This is a genomic window from Nocardia niigatensis NBRC 100131, assembly GCF_000308655.1.
GTDB lineage: Bacteria > Actinomycetota > Actinomycetes > Mycobacteriales > Mycobacteriaceae > Nocardia > Nocardia niigatensis.
Genome location: NZ_BAGC01000043.1, coordinates 268,582 through 282,878 on the forward strand (window position 1 = coordinate 268,582; position 14,297 = coordinate 282,878).

Genomic DNA, 14,297 nt, shown 5'->3' on the forward strand with positions numbered 1-14,297 from the left:
CCGCTGGTCAGCGAGGCGCCCTCCGAGTACTGACGCTCCGGCTCGTCGTTCACTGGGCCGCCAGCTTCGCGATCTCGGCGAGGCGGGCGGTGATGCGCTCGACGTCGCCCTCGGCGATCTCCTTGCGCGTCTTGATCTTCGCGACCACGTCCTCGGGAGCCTTGGCCAGGAACGCCTCGTTGCCGAGCTTGCCGGTGGTGCCGGCCAGTTCCTTCTGCGCGGCGGCGAGGTCCTTCTCCAGGCGGCGGCGCTCGGCGTCGAGGTCGACCGTGCCGGAGGTGTCGATCTCGACGGTCACCGTGGCGGTGCTCAGGCGCACCTCGAGCGAGGCGGTGGCGGCGAACCCGTCACCGGCCGGAGTGAGCTTGGCCAGGTTGACGATTCCGGCTTCCTGGGCGAGCAGGTCGGCGGTGTCGATGCCGTTGAGCTTGGCGGCCACCTTCTGACTGTCGGCCAGGCCCTGGTCGGAGCGGAAGCGGCGGATCTCGGTGATCAGCTTCTGGGTGTCCGAAACCCGGCGCTCCGCAACCGCATCCGGGGTGGCGCCGGAGACGGCGGGCCAGGCCGAGACGACGATGGACTCGCCCTCGGTGCCCTCGGTGAGGGCCTGCCACAGCGTTTCGGTGACGAACGGGACGGCCGGGTGCAGCAGGCGCAGCACGGCGTCCAGGACAGTGCCGAGCACGGTGCGCGTGCTCGCGGCCCGCTCCTCGGACTCGGCGAACTGCACCTTCGCCAATTCCAGGTACCAGCTGCAGAATTCGTCCCACGCGAAGTGGTAGAGGCCCTCGAGGGCCTTGCTGAACTCGTAGCGGTCCAGGGCCGCGTCGACCTCGGCGATGACCTCGTCGAGGCGGTCGAGGATCCAGCGGTCGGTGTCGGTGAGGGTGTCGCGGGCGGGCAGTTCACCCGGCTGCGCGCCGTTCATGAGCGCGAACTTGGTGGCGTTGAACAGCTTGGTGATGAAGCTGCGCGAGGCGGTCACGTGCGCGGTGCCGACCGAGAGGTCGCCGCCGGGCTGGGCGCCGCGGGCGAGGGTGAATCGGGTGGCGTCCGCGCCGTACTCGTTGATCCAGTCCAGCGGGTCGATGCCGTTGCCGCGCGACTTGGACATCTTCTTGCCGTGTTCGTCGCGAATCAGGCCGTGCAGGAACACGTCCTGGAACGGGACCTGCTTCGCGTTCTTGCCCGCGGTGAGCACCGGGTCGTCGGAGACGAACATGCCGAACATCATCATCCGGGCGACCCAGAAGAAGAGGATGTCGTAACCGGTGACGAGCACGCTGGTCGGATAGAACTTGGCCAGTTCGGGAGTCGCGTCCGGCCAGCCCATGGTGGAGAAGGGCCACAGGCCCGAGGAGAACCAGGTGTCGAGCACGTCCGGGTCCTGGACGTAGCCCTCGGGGGCCTGCTCGTCCGGTCCGACGCAGACGATCTCGCCCTCGGGGCCGTACCAGATCGGGATGCGGTGACCCCACCACAGCTGGCGCGAGATGTTCCAGTCGTGCATGTTGTCGACCCACTCGAACCAGCGCGGTTCCTGACTCGCGGGGTGAATCTTGACGTCCCCGTTGCGCACCGCGTCGCCGGCGGCCTTGGCGATGCCCTCGACCTTGACCCACCACTGCATGGACAGCCGCGGTTCGATGGGTTCGCCGGAGCGCTCGGAGTGACCGACCTGGTGGATGTAGGGGTACTTGCGCCCGACCACGCGGCCTTCGGCCTCGAGCCGCTCGCGGATCTTGAGCCGCGCCTCGAAGCGGTCCATGCCGTCGAATTCGGTTCCGCTGTCGGCGATCTTGCCGGACTTGTCCATGATCGTCGGCATGGGCAGGTTGTGGCGCAGGCCGAGCTCGAAGTCGTTGGGGTCGTGCGCCGGGGTGATCTTGACCGCGCCCGAACCGAATTCGGGATCGACATAGTCGTCGGCGACGATCGGGATCTGGCGGCCGGTGATCGGGTGGTAGACGGTGGTGCCGATGAGGGCCTGGTACCGCTCGTCGTCGGGGTGCACCGCGACGGCGGTGTCACCGAGCATGGTCTCCACGCGGGTGGTGGCCACGATCACGTGCGGCTCATCGTCGTTCAGCGAGCCGTAGCGCAGGGAGACGAGCTCGCCCTCGACCTCCTTGTGGTCGACCTCGAGGTCGGAGATGCCGGTCCCGAGCACCGGCGACCAGTTCACCAGGCGCTCGGCGCGGTAGATGAGGCCCGCGTCGTAGAGACGCTTGAAGATGGTCTGCACGGCGCGGGACAGCCCGTCGTCCATGGTGAAGCGGTCGCGGCTCCAGTCGACGCCGTCGCCGAGGCGGCGCATCTGGCCCTGGATCTGGCCGCCGGATTCGCGCTTCCAGTCCCAGACCTTGTCGACGAACAGTTCGCGGCCGAAGTCTTCCTTGGTCTTGCCGTCGACGGCGAGCTGCTTCTCCACCACGGTCTGGGTGGCGATGCCGGCGTGGTCCATGCCGGGCAGCCACAGCACCTCGAAGCCCTGCATGCGCTTGCGGCGGGTGAGCAGGTCCATGAGGGTGTGGTCGAGGGCGTGGCCCATGTGCAGGGTGCCGGTGACGTTCGGCGGGGGCAGCACGATCGAATAGGCGGGCTTGGCGCTGCCCAGGTCGGCGGTGAAGTAACCGGCGGCTACCCAGCGCTCGTACAGGTCGGCCTCGACGTCGCTGGGGTTCCAGCTCTTGGGGAGGGCATCGGCACGATTACGCGGGTTCTCAGAGGCTGCGCTGGTCACCGGTCGATTCTAAGGGCTGGGATTATCGCCGAACGACCGGGTTTTTCCTAGGCCCGATTTACCGCCGGAGGGGGCCCGGATCACCGGGGGATCGGGCTCGGATGAATAGCCGAAGGGCGAGGCTTCCGACGGATGAGGGACACCGGAAGCCTCGCCCTCGATGGTCAGCCTACCGCCGTTTCGGGCCCGGTTCCCGGATCCAAAGGCAATTCTCAGGTTCTGGCCCAAATGGGCCAGGGTAGACCAGATTTCGTTGCATGCGCGTTGCGTTCGCCGCATTGTTTTCGCGTCGTGACAAGCGGTTTGCGAGGCCGCTGAGGGGCCCCGGCGGGTAGCCTGTCGGGCATGAATCCGATTGTCTCGCGGGTGATGTCGACGGTCGCCGGGCAGCTGGGAAATCCGCACGGCCTGCTGGGCAAGGGTGTGGCGCGGTTCCTCAATCGCGGCAATCGGCCGATGATCGAGGCCGCGGTGGCCGCGACCGAGGCCGCCGCCGGTGACGCGGCCGCCGATATCGGATTCGGCGGCGGCATCGGCCTGACCTTGCTGTTGAACCGGGTCGGCGCCGGCACGGTGACCGGCGTCGAGCTCTCCCCCGACATGCTGGCGCGGGCTCGTTCGGAGTTCGCGGCCGACCTCGCGTCCGATCGTCTGCGTCTGGTCGAGGGCTCGCTGACCGAGCTCCCGCTCCCCGACGCCGCATTGGATGCCGTAATCACCTGCAACACCATCTATTTCGTGCCGGATCTGGACCGCGCCTGTGCCGAGCTGGCTCGCGTCCTCACACCCAAGGGCCGCCTGGTGATCGGCATCGGCGACCCGGATGTCATGGCGAAAATGCCTTTCACCCCTTACGGATTCACGCTCCGCCCGGTCTCCGAGGTGAGGGAAGCGCTGGAGCGGGCCGGGCTGACGGTCGACCAGCAGACCCTGCCGTCGAAGCCGATCCCCGGGCACTTGCTCATTGCACGCCCGTCCTAGTCGGCCCGCCGACCGTGCTATCGCATTTGCCCGGCCAGAGCATGTGACCTGCGTCACTTTTTCAAGTGAAAGTGGCATAATTCACACAACCCTTGCATGATCACCTGCGGTGATGTGTTCTGGCTATCCGGCTGGGCCCAGCCGCGACAGTTCACCGCAGTATCGAATCAGCTTCGCAGGACATCTTCCCGCCGCTGGAAAGCGAGTAATCATGCGTGTTCGAACCTTCGTCTTCACCGCGGCCGCCTGCGCTGGGCTCGGTCTGGCCGCAATGGCGGCCGGAACCGCCTCCGCCGCAACCCCATTCGTGATTCCAGAGGTCGGCGCGGCGGGGGTGGAACTGAACCACGGCGAGACGCAGGCCCTGGCCGACAGTCCGATTCCGGCGCTGGTCGAACGGTATGTGCCGCGCAATTCCCTGATTGTGGGGCTCGAACCCGATTCGCAGCTCACCCAGAAAAACGGCGCCGTGTTCGCGGACATGCCCGCGATCATCGGAGAGGCCGCGTCGCACCCCGACGGCTCGGTGGATGTGGTGCTGGCCCCGAAGGGATTGGCCGTCTTCCAGGTCTGGTGAATCTCCCCGGCCTCGACACAGCTCGAACGACAAGTGCGCCCCAAGCCGAAAGGCATGGGGCGCACTGCTTTTCCCCGGATCGCAATCCCGATCCGGCGCCGAGGGTCAGGGGACGAACACGTCCAAGGCGCCCGGGACGGCACGGAAGAGCGCCGGGAGCAGTCCGGCCGGGTCGCCGTCGGCGGTGACGGGCGCGCCGGGAGCCGTGAGTCGGATCTCCCGGGCCTGGTACTGGACCACGGCCGGATGGTCGATGCGCTTACCGGAGGACAGGGTCGGGAGCAGGCGCAGCATCTCCCGCCGGGACATCGCCCCGACCACCGTCAGGTCCAGGAGGCCGTCGTCGATGTGGGCGTCGGGGCAGATGAGCATGCCGCCGCCGTAGGTGCGGGTATTGCCCACCGCCACCATGACCGCGTCCAATTCCAGGACGGTGTCGTCGGGCTGGTCCGGCGAGCCGGTCAGCTCGATGCGATACGGCACGGCCAGCTTGCCCGCGAGTTCGAGCAGGGCCGCGACGGTGTAGCGCATGGGTCCGTTGGGCCAGCGCAGGGCGTTGGCGCGCAGGGTGACTCGCGCGTCGAGGCCGGTGCCGGTGACGGTGGCGAACCAGACGGCGCGTCCGGACTCCTCGGTTTCGACGGTGCCGAGGTCGATGGCGCAGGTGCGGCCGGCCAGTACGGTGGCCACCGCCGCCGCGGTGTCGTCGGAGATGCCGAGTTCGCGGGCGAGGTCATTGCCGGTGCCGCCGGGGACCAGGCCCAGGGGGACGCCGGTGCCGACCAGAGCCTGCAGGACCACGCCGACCAGTCCGTCGCCGCCCGCCGCCACCACGGCGTCGGGGCGGTCGTCGGGGTCGGCGAGGGCCTTGCGGACCAGCCGTTCGCTCTCGGCGGCCGACTTCCCACGGATCTCGGTGACCTGGACGCCGAGGTCGGTGAACCGGTTGGCCGCCTCCACGGCGACCAGCGTGCCCTTGCCGTGACCGGAGAGCGGGTTGGTCACCAGGGCGATGGAGCGCATCATTGTCACGGAATCAGCTTCCCGGGGTTGAGGATTCCGGCGGGGTCGACCGCATTCTTCACTGCGCGCAGCACCTGCACACCCAGATCGCCGATCTCGTCGGTCATCCAGGGCCGGTGGTCGGCGCCGACGGCGTGGTGGTGGGTGATGGTGCCGCCCGCGGCGACGATGGCGTCGCCCGCGGCCCGCTTGGCGACGGCCCACTGCGCGATCGGGTCCGCGGCCTGCTTGCCGACGACGGTGAAGTACAGCGAGGCGCCGGTCGGATAGGTGTGCGAGATGTGGCACATGACCAGCGCGGGGGTGCCCTGGGCGGTGAGCGAATCCGTCAGCGCCGCGGTCACCTTCGCCTTGAGGGTGGCGAGATCGGCCCAGCTGGTGGCGGTTTCGAGGGTCTCGCAGAGCACGCCGACGTCGAGCAGCGCGTCGCGCAGGTAGGGGGCGGCGAAGCGGCCGTGTTCCCATTCCCGGGCCGGGGTTTCGCCGAGCGCGGTGCCGCCGGCGGCGGCCAGCAGCGCGGCGGCCTCGGCGCTGCGGGCGGCCACGTGCGCGGCGGTGCCCTCGAAGGTGGTGACCGCGAGGCAGCCGCCGACGGGCGCGCCGCCGATGTCCCCGGCGCGGGCCAGGTTCAGGCCGGTCTCGGCCTCGTCGGACAGGCGCATGACGGTGGGGGCGGCCCCGGCCTGGATGACGGTGCGCAGCGCGTTGGCGCCGGTGGCGAAGTCGGGGAAGGACCAGGCCTGGTAGCCGGTGGTCTCCGGGACGGGGTGCACACGCAGGGTGACGGCGGTGATGATGCCGAGGGTGCCCTCCGAGCCGGAGAACAGCTCGCGCAGGTCGGGTCCGGCGGCCGAGGCGGGCGCGCGGCCCAGGTCGAGATCGCCTGCGGGCGTGGCGATCCGGAGCCGCTGGATCATGTCGTCGAAGCGGCCGTAGCCGGCCGAGGCCTGGCCCGAGGAGCGGGTGGCCGCGAAGCCGCCGATGGTGGCGTACTCGAAGCTCTGCGGGAAGTGGCCGAGCGAAAGCCCTTGGCGGGCAAGCAGTTCCTCGGCCTGCGGGCCGGACAGGCCCGCGCCCAGCGTGGCGGTGCCGCTGACCGGGTCGACGTCGGTGAGGGTGTCGAGGCGGCGCAGGTCGAGGGCGACGACGGCCGGGAAGCGGCCGCGCGCGGGATCCAGGCCGCCGACGACGCTGGTGCCGCCACCGAAGGGCACGACCGCGATTCCCTTGGCGGAGCAGTACTTCAGCACCGCGAGGACCTGGTCGTGATCGGCGGGGAAGACGACGGCGTCGGGGGCGTCCTGTTCCCCCTCGGCGCGCCGGCGTAGCAGGTCGGGGGTGGATTTGCCGCCGGCGTGCAGCAGGCGGTCGCGATGGTCGATCGTCAGGTTCCCGGCGCCGACCACCGCGACGAGCCCGGCGTGCTGTTCCGGCGTGAGCGCCGAGGCGCGCAGTGGCACGTCGCCCTCATCGCGACGGGTCACCGGCTGGCCGGACACCCCGAAAACCTGCGCGAGCAGTCCCCGAATCTGCTCGGACAGCGGTTTGTGTCCGGACGGGGAGCCCCAGGCGTCCCACACCATACTCGCGCGAACCTGCGGCTCGCCCGGGTTTTCCGTGGATGCGGCAGCTGCTTGTGTGTCGACCATGCGTTACAGTCTGACATAGAATGTCAAGCAGTAACGAAAACTACTCTCCGGTGGTGGCAACCATGAGTTCGACCGAACCATCCTCCGCCGTCGATCGGGCCATCCTCGACGCGGCACGCGCCTGCGTGGCCGAATTCGGCGTCCGGCGCACCACCCTGACCGAGGTGGCCCGCCGCGCCGGCGTCAGCCGCCCGACCGTGTACCGGCGCTGGCCCGACACCGGCTCCCTGGTGGCGGACCTGCTGGTGCGGGAACTGCGTGAGATCATCGCCGACACCGCACCCAGCACCGGGACCGCGCGCGAACGGCTGGTCGGGGCGATCGTCGGCGGCGGCGCGGTAATGCGCCGGAATCCCCTGTTCGCCAAGATCTTCCGCGCCGACACCGACATCATGCTGACCTACGTGTTCGAGCGGCTGGGCCGCAACCAGCGGGCCCTCATCGAGCTGTTCGCCGAGGCCGTCCGAGCAGGCCAGGCCGACAAGTCGATTCGCGACGGCGATCCCGGGCACCTGGCCGCCATGCTGCTGCTGATGGCCCAGTCCGCGGTCCAGTCGGCGACCACCTTCGCCCCGGTGCTGGACGGCGACCACCTCGATACCGAACTCGCGCACGCCCTGCACGGCTACCTGACCCCGGGCACGCCCTGACCGGCACCGGGCACCACCTTCTCGACAACCGACAGCGCCACTGATCGAAAGGCCTTCCCATGACTGCGAATACGGCCCGGCCCGACTCGTCGCTCAATGCGGCACGACGGCGGCGAGAGCTGTCGGCACTCGGTGCCGGCACGGCCATCGACGTGCTGGTCATCGGCGGCGGCATCACCGGTGTCGGCGTCGCGCTGGACGCCGCCGCGCGCGGCCTGCGGACGGTCCTGGTGGAGAAGCACGACTTCGCGTTCGGCACCAGCCGGTGGAGTTCCAAGCTGGTGCACGGCGGGCTGCGATATCTGGCCAGCGGCGGGGTCGGGATCGCGCACGAGAGCGCGGTCGAGCGCGACATCCTGCTCACCCGCACCGCGCCGCATCTGACCCGGGCGCTGCCGCAGGTGGTGCCGTTGCTGCCGAGTATCGGTGCGGCGCAGAAGATGCTGGTGCGCACCGGCTTCCTGGCCGGCGACGTGCTGCGCCGGGCGGCGGGAACTCCGGCCTCGGTGCTGCCGCGGTCGCGGCGGGTGGCGGCGGCCGAGGCGCTGCGGCTGGCCCCGACCGTGCGCCGGGCCGGGCTGCGCGGCGGACTGCTGGCCTGGGACGGGCAGCTGGTGGACGATGCGCGGCTGGTGGTCGCCATCGCGCGTACGGCCGCGCGGGAGGGCGCGACGGTATTGACCCGGGTCGAGGCCACGAATGTCACCGGCGAGCGGGCCACGCTGACCGACACGCTGACCGGCGAAACCCTCGACGTGACAGCACGTTCCGTCGTGAACGCCACCGGAGTGTGGGCCGACCAGGTGGACCCGAGCATCGAACTGCGGCCCTCGCGCGGCACCCATCTGGTATTCGACGCGGCCGCGTTCGGCGGTCTCACCGCCTCGCTGACCGTGCCGATCCCGGGCAGCACCAGTCGTTTCATCTTCGCGTTCCCGGCCGCGCACAACCGGGTCTACCTGGGGCTCACCGACGAGGAGGCGCCCGGCCCGGTGCCGGACATCCCGCACGCCACCGACGGCGAGATCGACTTCCTGCTCGACACCGTCAATACGGTGCTGCGGGAGCCGCTGAGCCGCAACGATATTCGCGGCAGTTTCGCGGGCCTGCGGCCGCTGCTGCGCACCGGCGACGACAGCACCGCCGACATCTCGCGCGAGCATGCCGTCCTCACCTCCCCCACCGGCGTCATCACCGTGGTCGGCGGAAAGCTCACGACCTATCGGAAGATGGCCGAAGACGCGGTGGACGCCGCGGTGGCGCACGCGCACCTGGCCGCCGCACCCTGCCGCACCCGCACCCTGCCGCTGGTGGGCGCGGTGTCCGGCGCGGCCCGCGATGCCATCCAGGCCCCGCCGCGGCTGGTCGAGCGCTACGGCAGCGAGGCGACCGAGGTGCTCGCGCTGGCGGAGCAGCATCCGAGCCTGGCGGCCGAAGTGGCACCCGGAATGGATGTCACGGCAGCCGAATTCGCCTTCGCCGTCGCCCACGAGGGCGCTCTCGACCCGGCCGACCTCCTGGACCGCCGGACCCGGATCGGACTCGTCTCATCGGACCGGCAGGCTGCCGAGCCCGCCGCGAAGGCGGCCTTCGCCTAACGGCCCGTCGGCGACGCCGGATGGCGTCTAGTTGGTGACGCCGCAGCCCGAACCGGTCGGCAATCCTGTCCCGACCTGGATGTCGACGTACGGGAAGATGTCCTGGCCGTCGGGGCGGTGCTGCCAGACCTGCAGGCGGTGCGGTCCGGGGGTGGTGGGTGTCCAGCGGGTCTGGGCCAGCGAACCGGAGGGGTGCGCGTAGGCGAAGGGAACGCTGTTGTCGTAGAAGACGACCGGGGTGACCGGGTCGTCGACGATGCCGTCGATGTCGTAGCTGCAGCCGGTGCCGTAGTTGGTGGCCGGGCCGAAGCTGATGCCGGGGTCGATGCCGACCCGGGTGGCGGTCGCGCCGGCGGGCGCGGCCAGTCCGGCGACGGTGGCGAACGCGGCGCAGCCGAGCGCGACGGCGGTGGTGGTCCTGATGATCGTGCCCCTCATATGGTTCGGTCCTCATCGGGTGACGCCGGAGCCGGATGCGCCGGCACGATGCCTCGATCCTCGCGCCCTGGTCCCGGCTGTGGGTGGCATTCCGGCAATCCCGTGGACTGCGTGTCGCGGCGGCCGGGGCGTATGCCCGGGCCGTGGAACGGTCCTATGCTTGGCTGCGATGTTGTGGGCGCCGGGAGAGGGAGGCGCGGATGGGCCGGATTCCGACGACGGTCGGGTTGGTACCCGGGGCTGGACTGGTCGCCCGGTTCGGCGATGTGGTGATCTTCCTGCACGGTGAAAGCCCGTCCACGGAACGGATACTCGGTGCGGCGGAGACCGCGGCGAGTGCCGCCGATCCAGGGGCGGCGATCGCCCAGCGGCTCGCCGCGACCGTGTTCACCAGCAGTTCCGCGCAGCCGCCCGCCTTCGGGGTGGTCGCGCCGACGGCAGGCGGGATCCTGATCCTGCTGCGCGGTCCGGTGACGGCCGCGGTCGACGGCCCCGAGGGCGCCCGCCTGCTGTCCGGGGAGCGGGCCATGACCTGGGCCGACGAGATCGTGCGGGACCCGGTGCGCCGCCTTACCGTGGTCGCCGACAGCGTGGGCGGGGAGATCGCCCACACCGATCTGCGGTCCGGGGTGGTGGTCGGCGGCGGTTTCGTCCTGCACGCCCCGATCTCGCGAGTGACGCCGCCGCGAGCCCCCGAGATCGCGCCGAAGGCCGCGCCCGAATCGCCGCCGGAACCCGCACCCGAGCCCGGGAATCCGCGCAATGTGGCCACCACTCCGGCGCCGGGCTCCCGGCTCGCGAGCGACACGGGTGCGAACGCGCCCGCGCCGGATCTGCGGGCGCGGATCGAGGCGCAGGCCGAAGCCGCACCCGAGACACGCGCCATCCCCGCGCAGAGCGGCAGGGCGCCCGAGCGGGCGCACGGCCCCCGGTCCGGCGGCCCGGATCTCGCGAAAAAGCCCGGCCCGGCGGCCGATTCGGGCGCCCGGGCACGGCGCGAGGACCGCCCGGATCCCGCGGATCAGCCGCCGACCGCGGCGTACAGTCCCGAGGCCGACAGTCTCGGGGAGCCCGCGAATCGGGCCGCCACCGGACCGCAGCCACCCACCACCTCGGCCATGGCCGCGGCGGGCGGGGCGCTCACCAGTACCGAGGGCGCGGTGTATCCGCTGGATCGCCCATATGTGATCGGGCGCGATCCGATGATCGACGAGGCGGTGCGGCGCGCGGTGGCCTCGCCCATCGTGATCGCACGGGATCGCCACGTGTCGCGGGTGCACGCGCGGGTGTTCATCGAGAACGGCCAGGTGTACGTGCGGGACGCGGGCACTCCGGGCGGCACGTTCGTGGCGGCTCCCGGTGCGGCGGACTGGGTTCGGGTGGGGCAGCGGCCGATGGAGTTGAAGGCCGGGTGGAGCCTGCGCATCGGCGAGCGGATCCTCACCTATCGCACGGCGTAGGCACGCGCGGCGGTCCGAGCGCCGGCAGGTCGCTACTGCAGTGCGGACCAGTCCCCTCGTTGCAGGGCGTGCCGAGCCTTGCCCGGTATCTCCTTCCGGGCGCGGACGGCCTGCTGGGCGGCGACCACATCGGCGGCGTGATGGCCGAGCACGATCGCGCCGACCGCACGCCCACCGGAGATCACCAGCCGCCGATAGGACCGCCGCGGTGAGTCGTCGACCACGATCACCTCGTCATGCTGTCCCGGCTCCACCTGCCCGATGCTGAACAGCTCCAGGCCGACGCCCTTGAGGATGGTGGCGGGCGTCTCCGCGGTCAGCACCTGATCGCCGCCGAGCGCGTTGACCGCGGCGGTCTGGGCCTGTTCGGCGGCGATCGGCCACAGGCCGAGCACACGCTCCCGATGTTCGGCCACGTCTCCGGCCGCGTACACGTGCGGGGCGGCGGTGCGCATGCGGTCGTCCACGAGAATGCCGCGCCGGACCGGGATTCCGGCGCGAGCGGCCAGGTCGGTATTGGGGCGGATGCCGGTCGCGGTGAGGAACATTTCGCACGGCAGTACCGTGCCGTCCTTCAGGACCACCGACCGGACCGGATCGGAGTCCCGTCCGGGCCCGCGCGGACCGCCGGGTCCGACCGCCCTGGAATCGGCTGTCAGCGACGAGGTCTCGGCCCGATGCCGGACCTCGATGCCGGCCCGGGTGAGGTAGTCGAGGACGATGGCCGACGCCCGCGGATCGAGTTGCTTGCCGAGCAGCCGCTGCCCGCGTTCGAGCACGGTGACGCGTAATCCCAACTGGTGCAAGGCGTATGCGGCCTCGAGTCCGAGCAGGCCGCCGCCCGCGACGACGGCGCGGGCGCAGGACCGCTGCTGGGCGTAGGCGCGGATGTTCATGGCGTCCCCGGCCTCGCGGAGCACGAAGCTGCCGGGCCGGTGCAGTCCGGCGATCTCGGGCAGCGCGGCGGAGGCGCCCGTCGCGAGGATGAGCCGGTCGTAGGGAAGCACGTCGCCGGTGCCGAGGTGGACGCGCTGGGCTCGCGGATCCAGGTGTGTCGCAAGGGTATTGAGCCATGGTGTGATGCGGTGATCCTCGTACCACTGCTCGGGCAGCAGGTGCAGGCCCTGCATGGCGGACCGGCCGGGTATGAGCCGGGAGATGCCCATGCGGTTGTAGAAGTCGTGGGATTCGCGGCCGACCAGGTGGATTTCGCAGTCCGGGTGGCCGCGGCGCAGGAAGTCGGCGGCGGTGACGCCCGCGATGCCGGTGCCGATGACGACCAGGCTCATCAGGGAGCGATCGAAGTGGGCCGGGCGGTCGCCGGTGCCGTGCCCGGAGTCGGGGGTGAGCGATACCCGGATGCCGCCGCCGTTCACGCGGGCGCAGCAGGCCATGCGGGTGTTGTCGGCGAATCCCAACCGGCGCAGGGTGTTCCGCTCATCGCCCGTCGGTTCGCAGAGCTGCTCGCCACCTTCGAGGACGGCGACGGGGTCCGCGCCACAGACGCCCATGCGGCAGCCCGACTCCAGCGGCAGGTTCGCCTTCTCGGCGAGGTCGAGCAAGCTCACGCCGAGTTCGGCGGTCACGGTCCGGCCGTCGAAGTCCACCGCGGCCGCCGGGGTCGTGGCATGGTCGTCGTCGGTGCGCGGCCGTGGGAAGGGCAGCAGGACGGGCTCGGTGCGAGCCCCGGTGCTGAGCGCGTACTGGAGTTCGCTGATCCGCGTGCGGGCCAGGAACAGCAGGGTCGCCGCCAGCACGAAGAGGCTGATCGGCCAGCGCAACCAGGCCACGTCCCCGACTCCGGTGATGGTGGTGAACGAGCCGAGCAGCACCGGTCCCGCGAACCAGTAGAAGCCGTTGAGGGCCACCACCGCGTACACCGCCGACAGCATCGCCGGGCTCACCCCGGTCAGCGCCTCGACGGCGAAGTAGACGCCCACCGCGACCAGCAGGGCAAGACCGAGCGCCAGGTAGCGTTGCGGCACAGCCACTCCCGGATACCCGGCCAGCACCATGAACCCGAGCACGAACCCGGGCAGCGCGGCGGCGAACAGTTTGCGCGGCGCGCTCCAGCCGCCGTCCGGGTCGGCCATATCGGCCTGATAGGCGGCACGCGGCTTGAAGTCGAAGCAGTTCTTGGCGCAGCCCACGCATGGCCGGCAGTGATTGTTGGCGATGGTGACGAACGGTGTCTGCCCGTAGGCGCGCTGCAGCGGGAACAGCGGGCAGATGCTGCTGCACCAGCCGCTCTTGCCCTTGAACACGACACCGCCGGAGAACGCGGCCAGCAGGACCGCGGACAGCACGATGCCGGTGGCGAGGCCGCTGCGGTCCAGACCGGCGAGGCGCGATCCGGCGATGCCGAAGAACAGGGCGACCGCGATCAGATAGCCGCGCTGCTGCAACCACGCCGACGGCGTGAGCGCGCGAGTGAAGCGGAACAGCCGCGGCAGCTGATTGGTGGCGGCCAGCGGACAGGTGTTGCGCCACAGGCCCGGTGCAATGAGGAACAGTCCGGGCAGCAGCGGGACGACGATCTTGAAGAAGACGAACAGCCCGCCCGCGGGCCGCGCGAACAGCGTGATGATGAGCGCCACGTAGGCGGTGATGCTCAGGAAGCGCGCCGCCTGCCAGACCGGTAGCGGGATCCGGCTGGGCAGTTCGGTGAAGGCGGGGAACAGGTTTCGCTCGCCGGTGGGGTCGAGGCCGAGGACGCGGTTGGCGACGCTCACCCAGCGCGGGGGCGCGGCGGGCTCGCCGCCGGGCGGGCGCGGGATGGCTCCGGACGGACCGAGCACGGTCTCCGACGGGTCGTTCTCGTCCGGTTCGCCGGTCGGGGTGTGCAGCACCAGGATCTCGCTGCGACCCAACCGGACCACGTCGCCGGTCAGGAGTTCCCGCCGCCCGGTCAGTGCCACTCCGTTGACCGTGGTGCCGTTGCGGCTGCCGAGGTCGACCACGGACAGGGCCGTCGGGGTGGGCACCAACCGGAGGTGCTGCCGCGAGACGCCGCCGTCGGCCAGCACCTCGTGGCTGCCGTCGCGCCCGAACACGATGGGCCCGTCGAGCATGCGCCGGCGTGCGGGCCGTCCCCACTCCCGGATTTCGATGACCGGCCGCCCCGCCATACTCCAGCCCCTCTCCCCCGGCGCGGACTTCGACCTCGCCGCGCTCATGC

The 14,297-nt window shown here is 70.9% G+C and carries 10 protein-coding genes; 5 read left to right on the forward strand and 5 right to left on the reverse strand.

Annotated elements, in window-relative coordinates; translation table 11 throughout:
• Positions 1-49: 49 nt before the first annotated feature.
• Positions 50-2,743, reverse strand: coding sequence for a valine--tRNA ligase (locus ON33_RS18620; RefSeq protein WP_040860195.1), 2,694 nt, complete (start codon positions 2,741-2,743; stop codon positions 50-52).
• A 345-nt stretch (positions 2,744-3,088) separates the two neighbouring features.
• Between ON33_RS18620 and ON33_RS18625 the strand changes: the two genes are divergently transcribed.
• Positions 3,089-3,724, forward strand: coding sequence for a class I SAM-dependent methyltransferase (locus ON33_RS18625; protein WP_040860196.1), 636 nt, complete (start codon positions 3,089-3,091; stop codon positions 3,722-3,724).
• A gap of 211 nt (positions 3,725-3,935) precedes the next feature.
• On the forward strand, positions 3,936-4,301 hold the full coding sequence (locus tag ON33_RS18630) for a hypothetical protein (RefSeq protein ID WP_040860197.1): 366 nt from the start codon (positions 3,936-3,938) through the stop codon (positions 4,299-4,301).
• 105 nt (positions 4,302-4,406) lie between these two features.
• Here the strand turns inward: ON33_RS18630 and ON33_RS18635 are convergent, their stop codons facing one another.
• Together ON33_RS18635 and ON33_RS18640 are read right to left on the reverse strand one after the other, a co-directional pair.
• On the reverse strand, positions 4,407-5,327 hold the full coding sequence (locus tag ON33_RS18635; RefSeq protein ID WP_040860198.1) for a diacylglycerol/lipid kinase family protein: 921 nt from the start codon (positions 5,325-5,327) through the stop codon (positions 4,407-4,409).
• 2 nt (positions 5,328-5,329) lie between these two features.
• Positions 5,330-6,907 (reverse strand): FAD-binding oxidoreductase, encoded by a 1,578-nt coding sequence (locus ON33_RS18640; protein WP_040860199.1) that lies wholly within the window; start codon positions 6,905-6,907, stop codon positions 5,330-5,332.
• A 128-nt stretch (positions 6,908-7,035) separates the two neighbouring features.
• Between ON33_RS18640 and ON33_RS18645 the strand changes: the two genes are divergently transcribed.
• Positions 7,036-7,623: a TetR/AcrR family transcriptional regulator gene (locus ON33_RS18645; protein WP_040860577.1), complete on the forward strand. Its 588-nt coding sequence runs from the start codon at positions 7,036-7,038 to the stop codon at positions 7,621-7,623.
• A 59-nt stretch (positions 7,624-7,682) separates the two neighbouring features.
• The gene (locus ON33_RS18650) at positions 7,683-9,221 is read left to right on the forward strand and encodes a glycerol-3-phosphate dehydrogenase/oxidase (RefSeq protein ID WP_040860200.1); all 1,539 of its coding nucleotides are present in this window, start codon (positions 7,683-7,685) and stop codon (positions 9,219-9,221) included.
• Between the two features lie 27 nt (positions 9,222-9,248).
• Here the strand turns inward: ON33_RS18650 and ON33_RS18655 are convergent, their stop codons facing one another.
• Positions 9,249-9,659 carry a hypothetical protein gene (locus tag ON33_RS18655; protein WP_040860201.1) on the reverse strand — a complete coding sequence of 137 codons (411 nt, stop codon included), beginning with the start codon at positions 9,657-9,659 and terminating at the stop codon, positions 9,249-9,251.
• A 200-nt stretch (positions 9,660-9,859) separates the two neighbouring features.
• On the opposite strand from ON33_RS18655, the gene ON33_RS18660 reads away from it, so the two are divergent.
• Positions 9,860-11,119 carry an FHA domain-containing protein gene (locus tag ON33_RS18660; protein WP_040860202.1) on the forward strand — a complete coding sequence of 420 codons (1,260 nt, stop codon included), beginning with the start codon at positions 9,860-9,862 and terminating at the stop codon, positions 11,117-11,119.
• A 32-nt stretch (positions 11,120-11,151) separates the two neighbouring features.
• Here the strand turns inward: ON33_RS18660 and ON33_RS18665 are convergent, their stop codons facing one another.
• Positions 11,152-14,247: an FAD-dependent oxidoreductase gene (locus tag ON33_RS18665; protein WP_040860203.1), complete on the reverse strand. Its 3,096-nt coding sequence runs from the start codon at positions 14,245-14,247 to the stop codon at positions 11,152-11,154.
• Positions 14,248-14,297 lie beyond the last annotated feature (50 nt).

Excerpts from the sequence above, each read along its gene's own strand:
- ON33_RS18645 (WP_040860577.1), top strand. The coding sequence starts at position 7,036 with ATGAGTTCGACCGAACCATCCTCCGCCGTCGATCGGGCCATCCTCGAC.
- ON33_RS18635 (WP_040860198.1), bottom strand. The coding sequence starts at position 5,327 with ATGATGCGCTCCATCGCCCTGGTGACCAACCCGCTCTCCGGTCACGGC.
- ON33_RS18640 (WP_040860199.1), bottom strand. The coding sequence starts at position 6,907 with ATGGTGTGGGACGCCTGGGGCTCCCCGTCCGGACACAAACCGCTGTCC.
- ON33_RS18650 (WP_040860200.1), top strand. The coding sequence starts at position 7,683 with ATGACTGCGAATACGGCCCGGCCCGACTCGTCGCTCAATGCGGCACGA.
- ON33_RS18655 (WP_040860201.1), bottom strand. The coding sequence starts at position 9,659 with ATGAGGGGCACGATCATCAGGACCACCACCGCCGTCGCGCTCGGCTGC.
- ON33_RS18625 (WP_040860196.1), top strand. The coding sequence starts at position 3,089 with ATGAATCCGATTGTCTCGCGGGTGATGTCGACGGTCGCCGGGCAGCTG.
- ON33_RS18630 (WP_040860197.1), top strand. The coding sequence starts at position 3,936 with ATGCGTGTTCGAACCTTCGTCTTCACCGCGGCCGCCTGCGCTGGGCTC.
- ON33_RS18660 (WP_040860202.1), top strand. The coding sequence starts at position 9,860 with ATGGGCCGGATTCCGACGACGGTCGGGTTGGTACCCGGGGCTGGACTG.
- ON33_RS18665 (WP_040860203.1), bottom strand. The coding sequence starts at position 14,247 with ATGGCGGGGCGGCCGGTCATCGAAATCCGGGAGTGGGGACGGCCCGCA.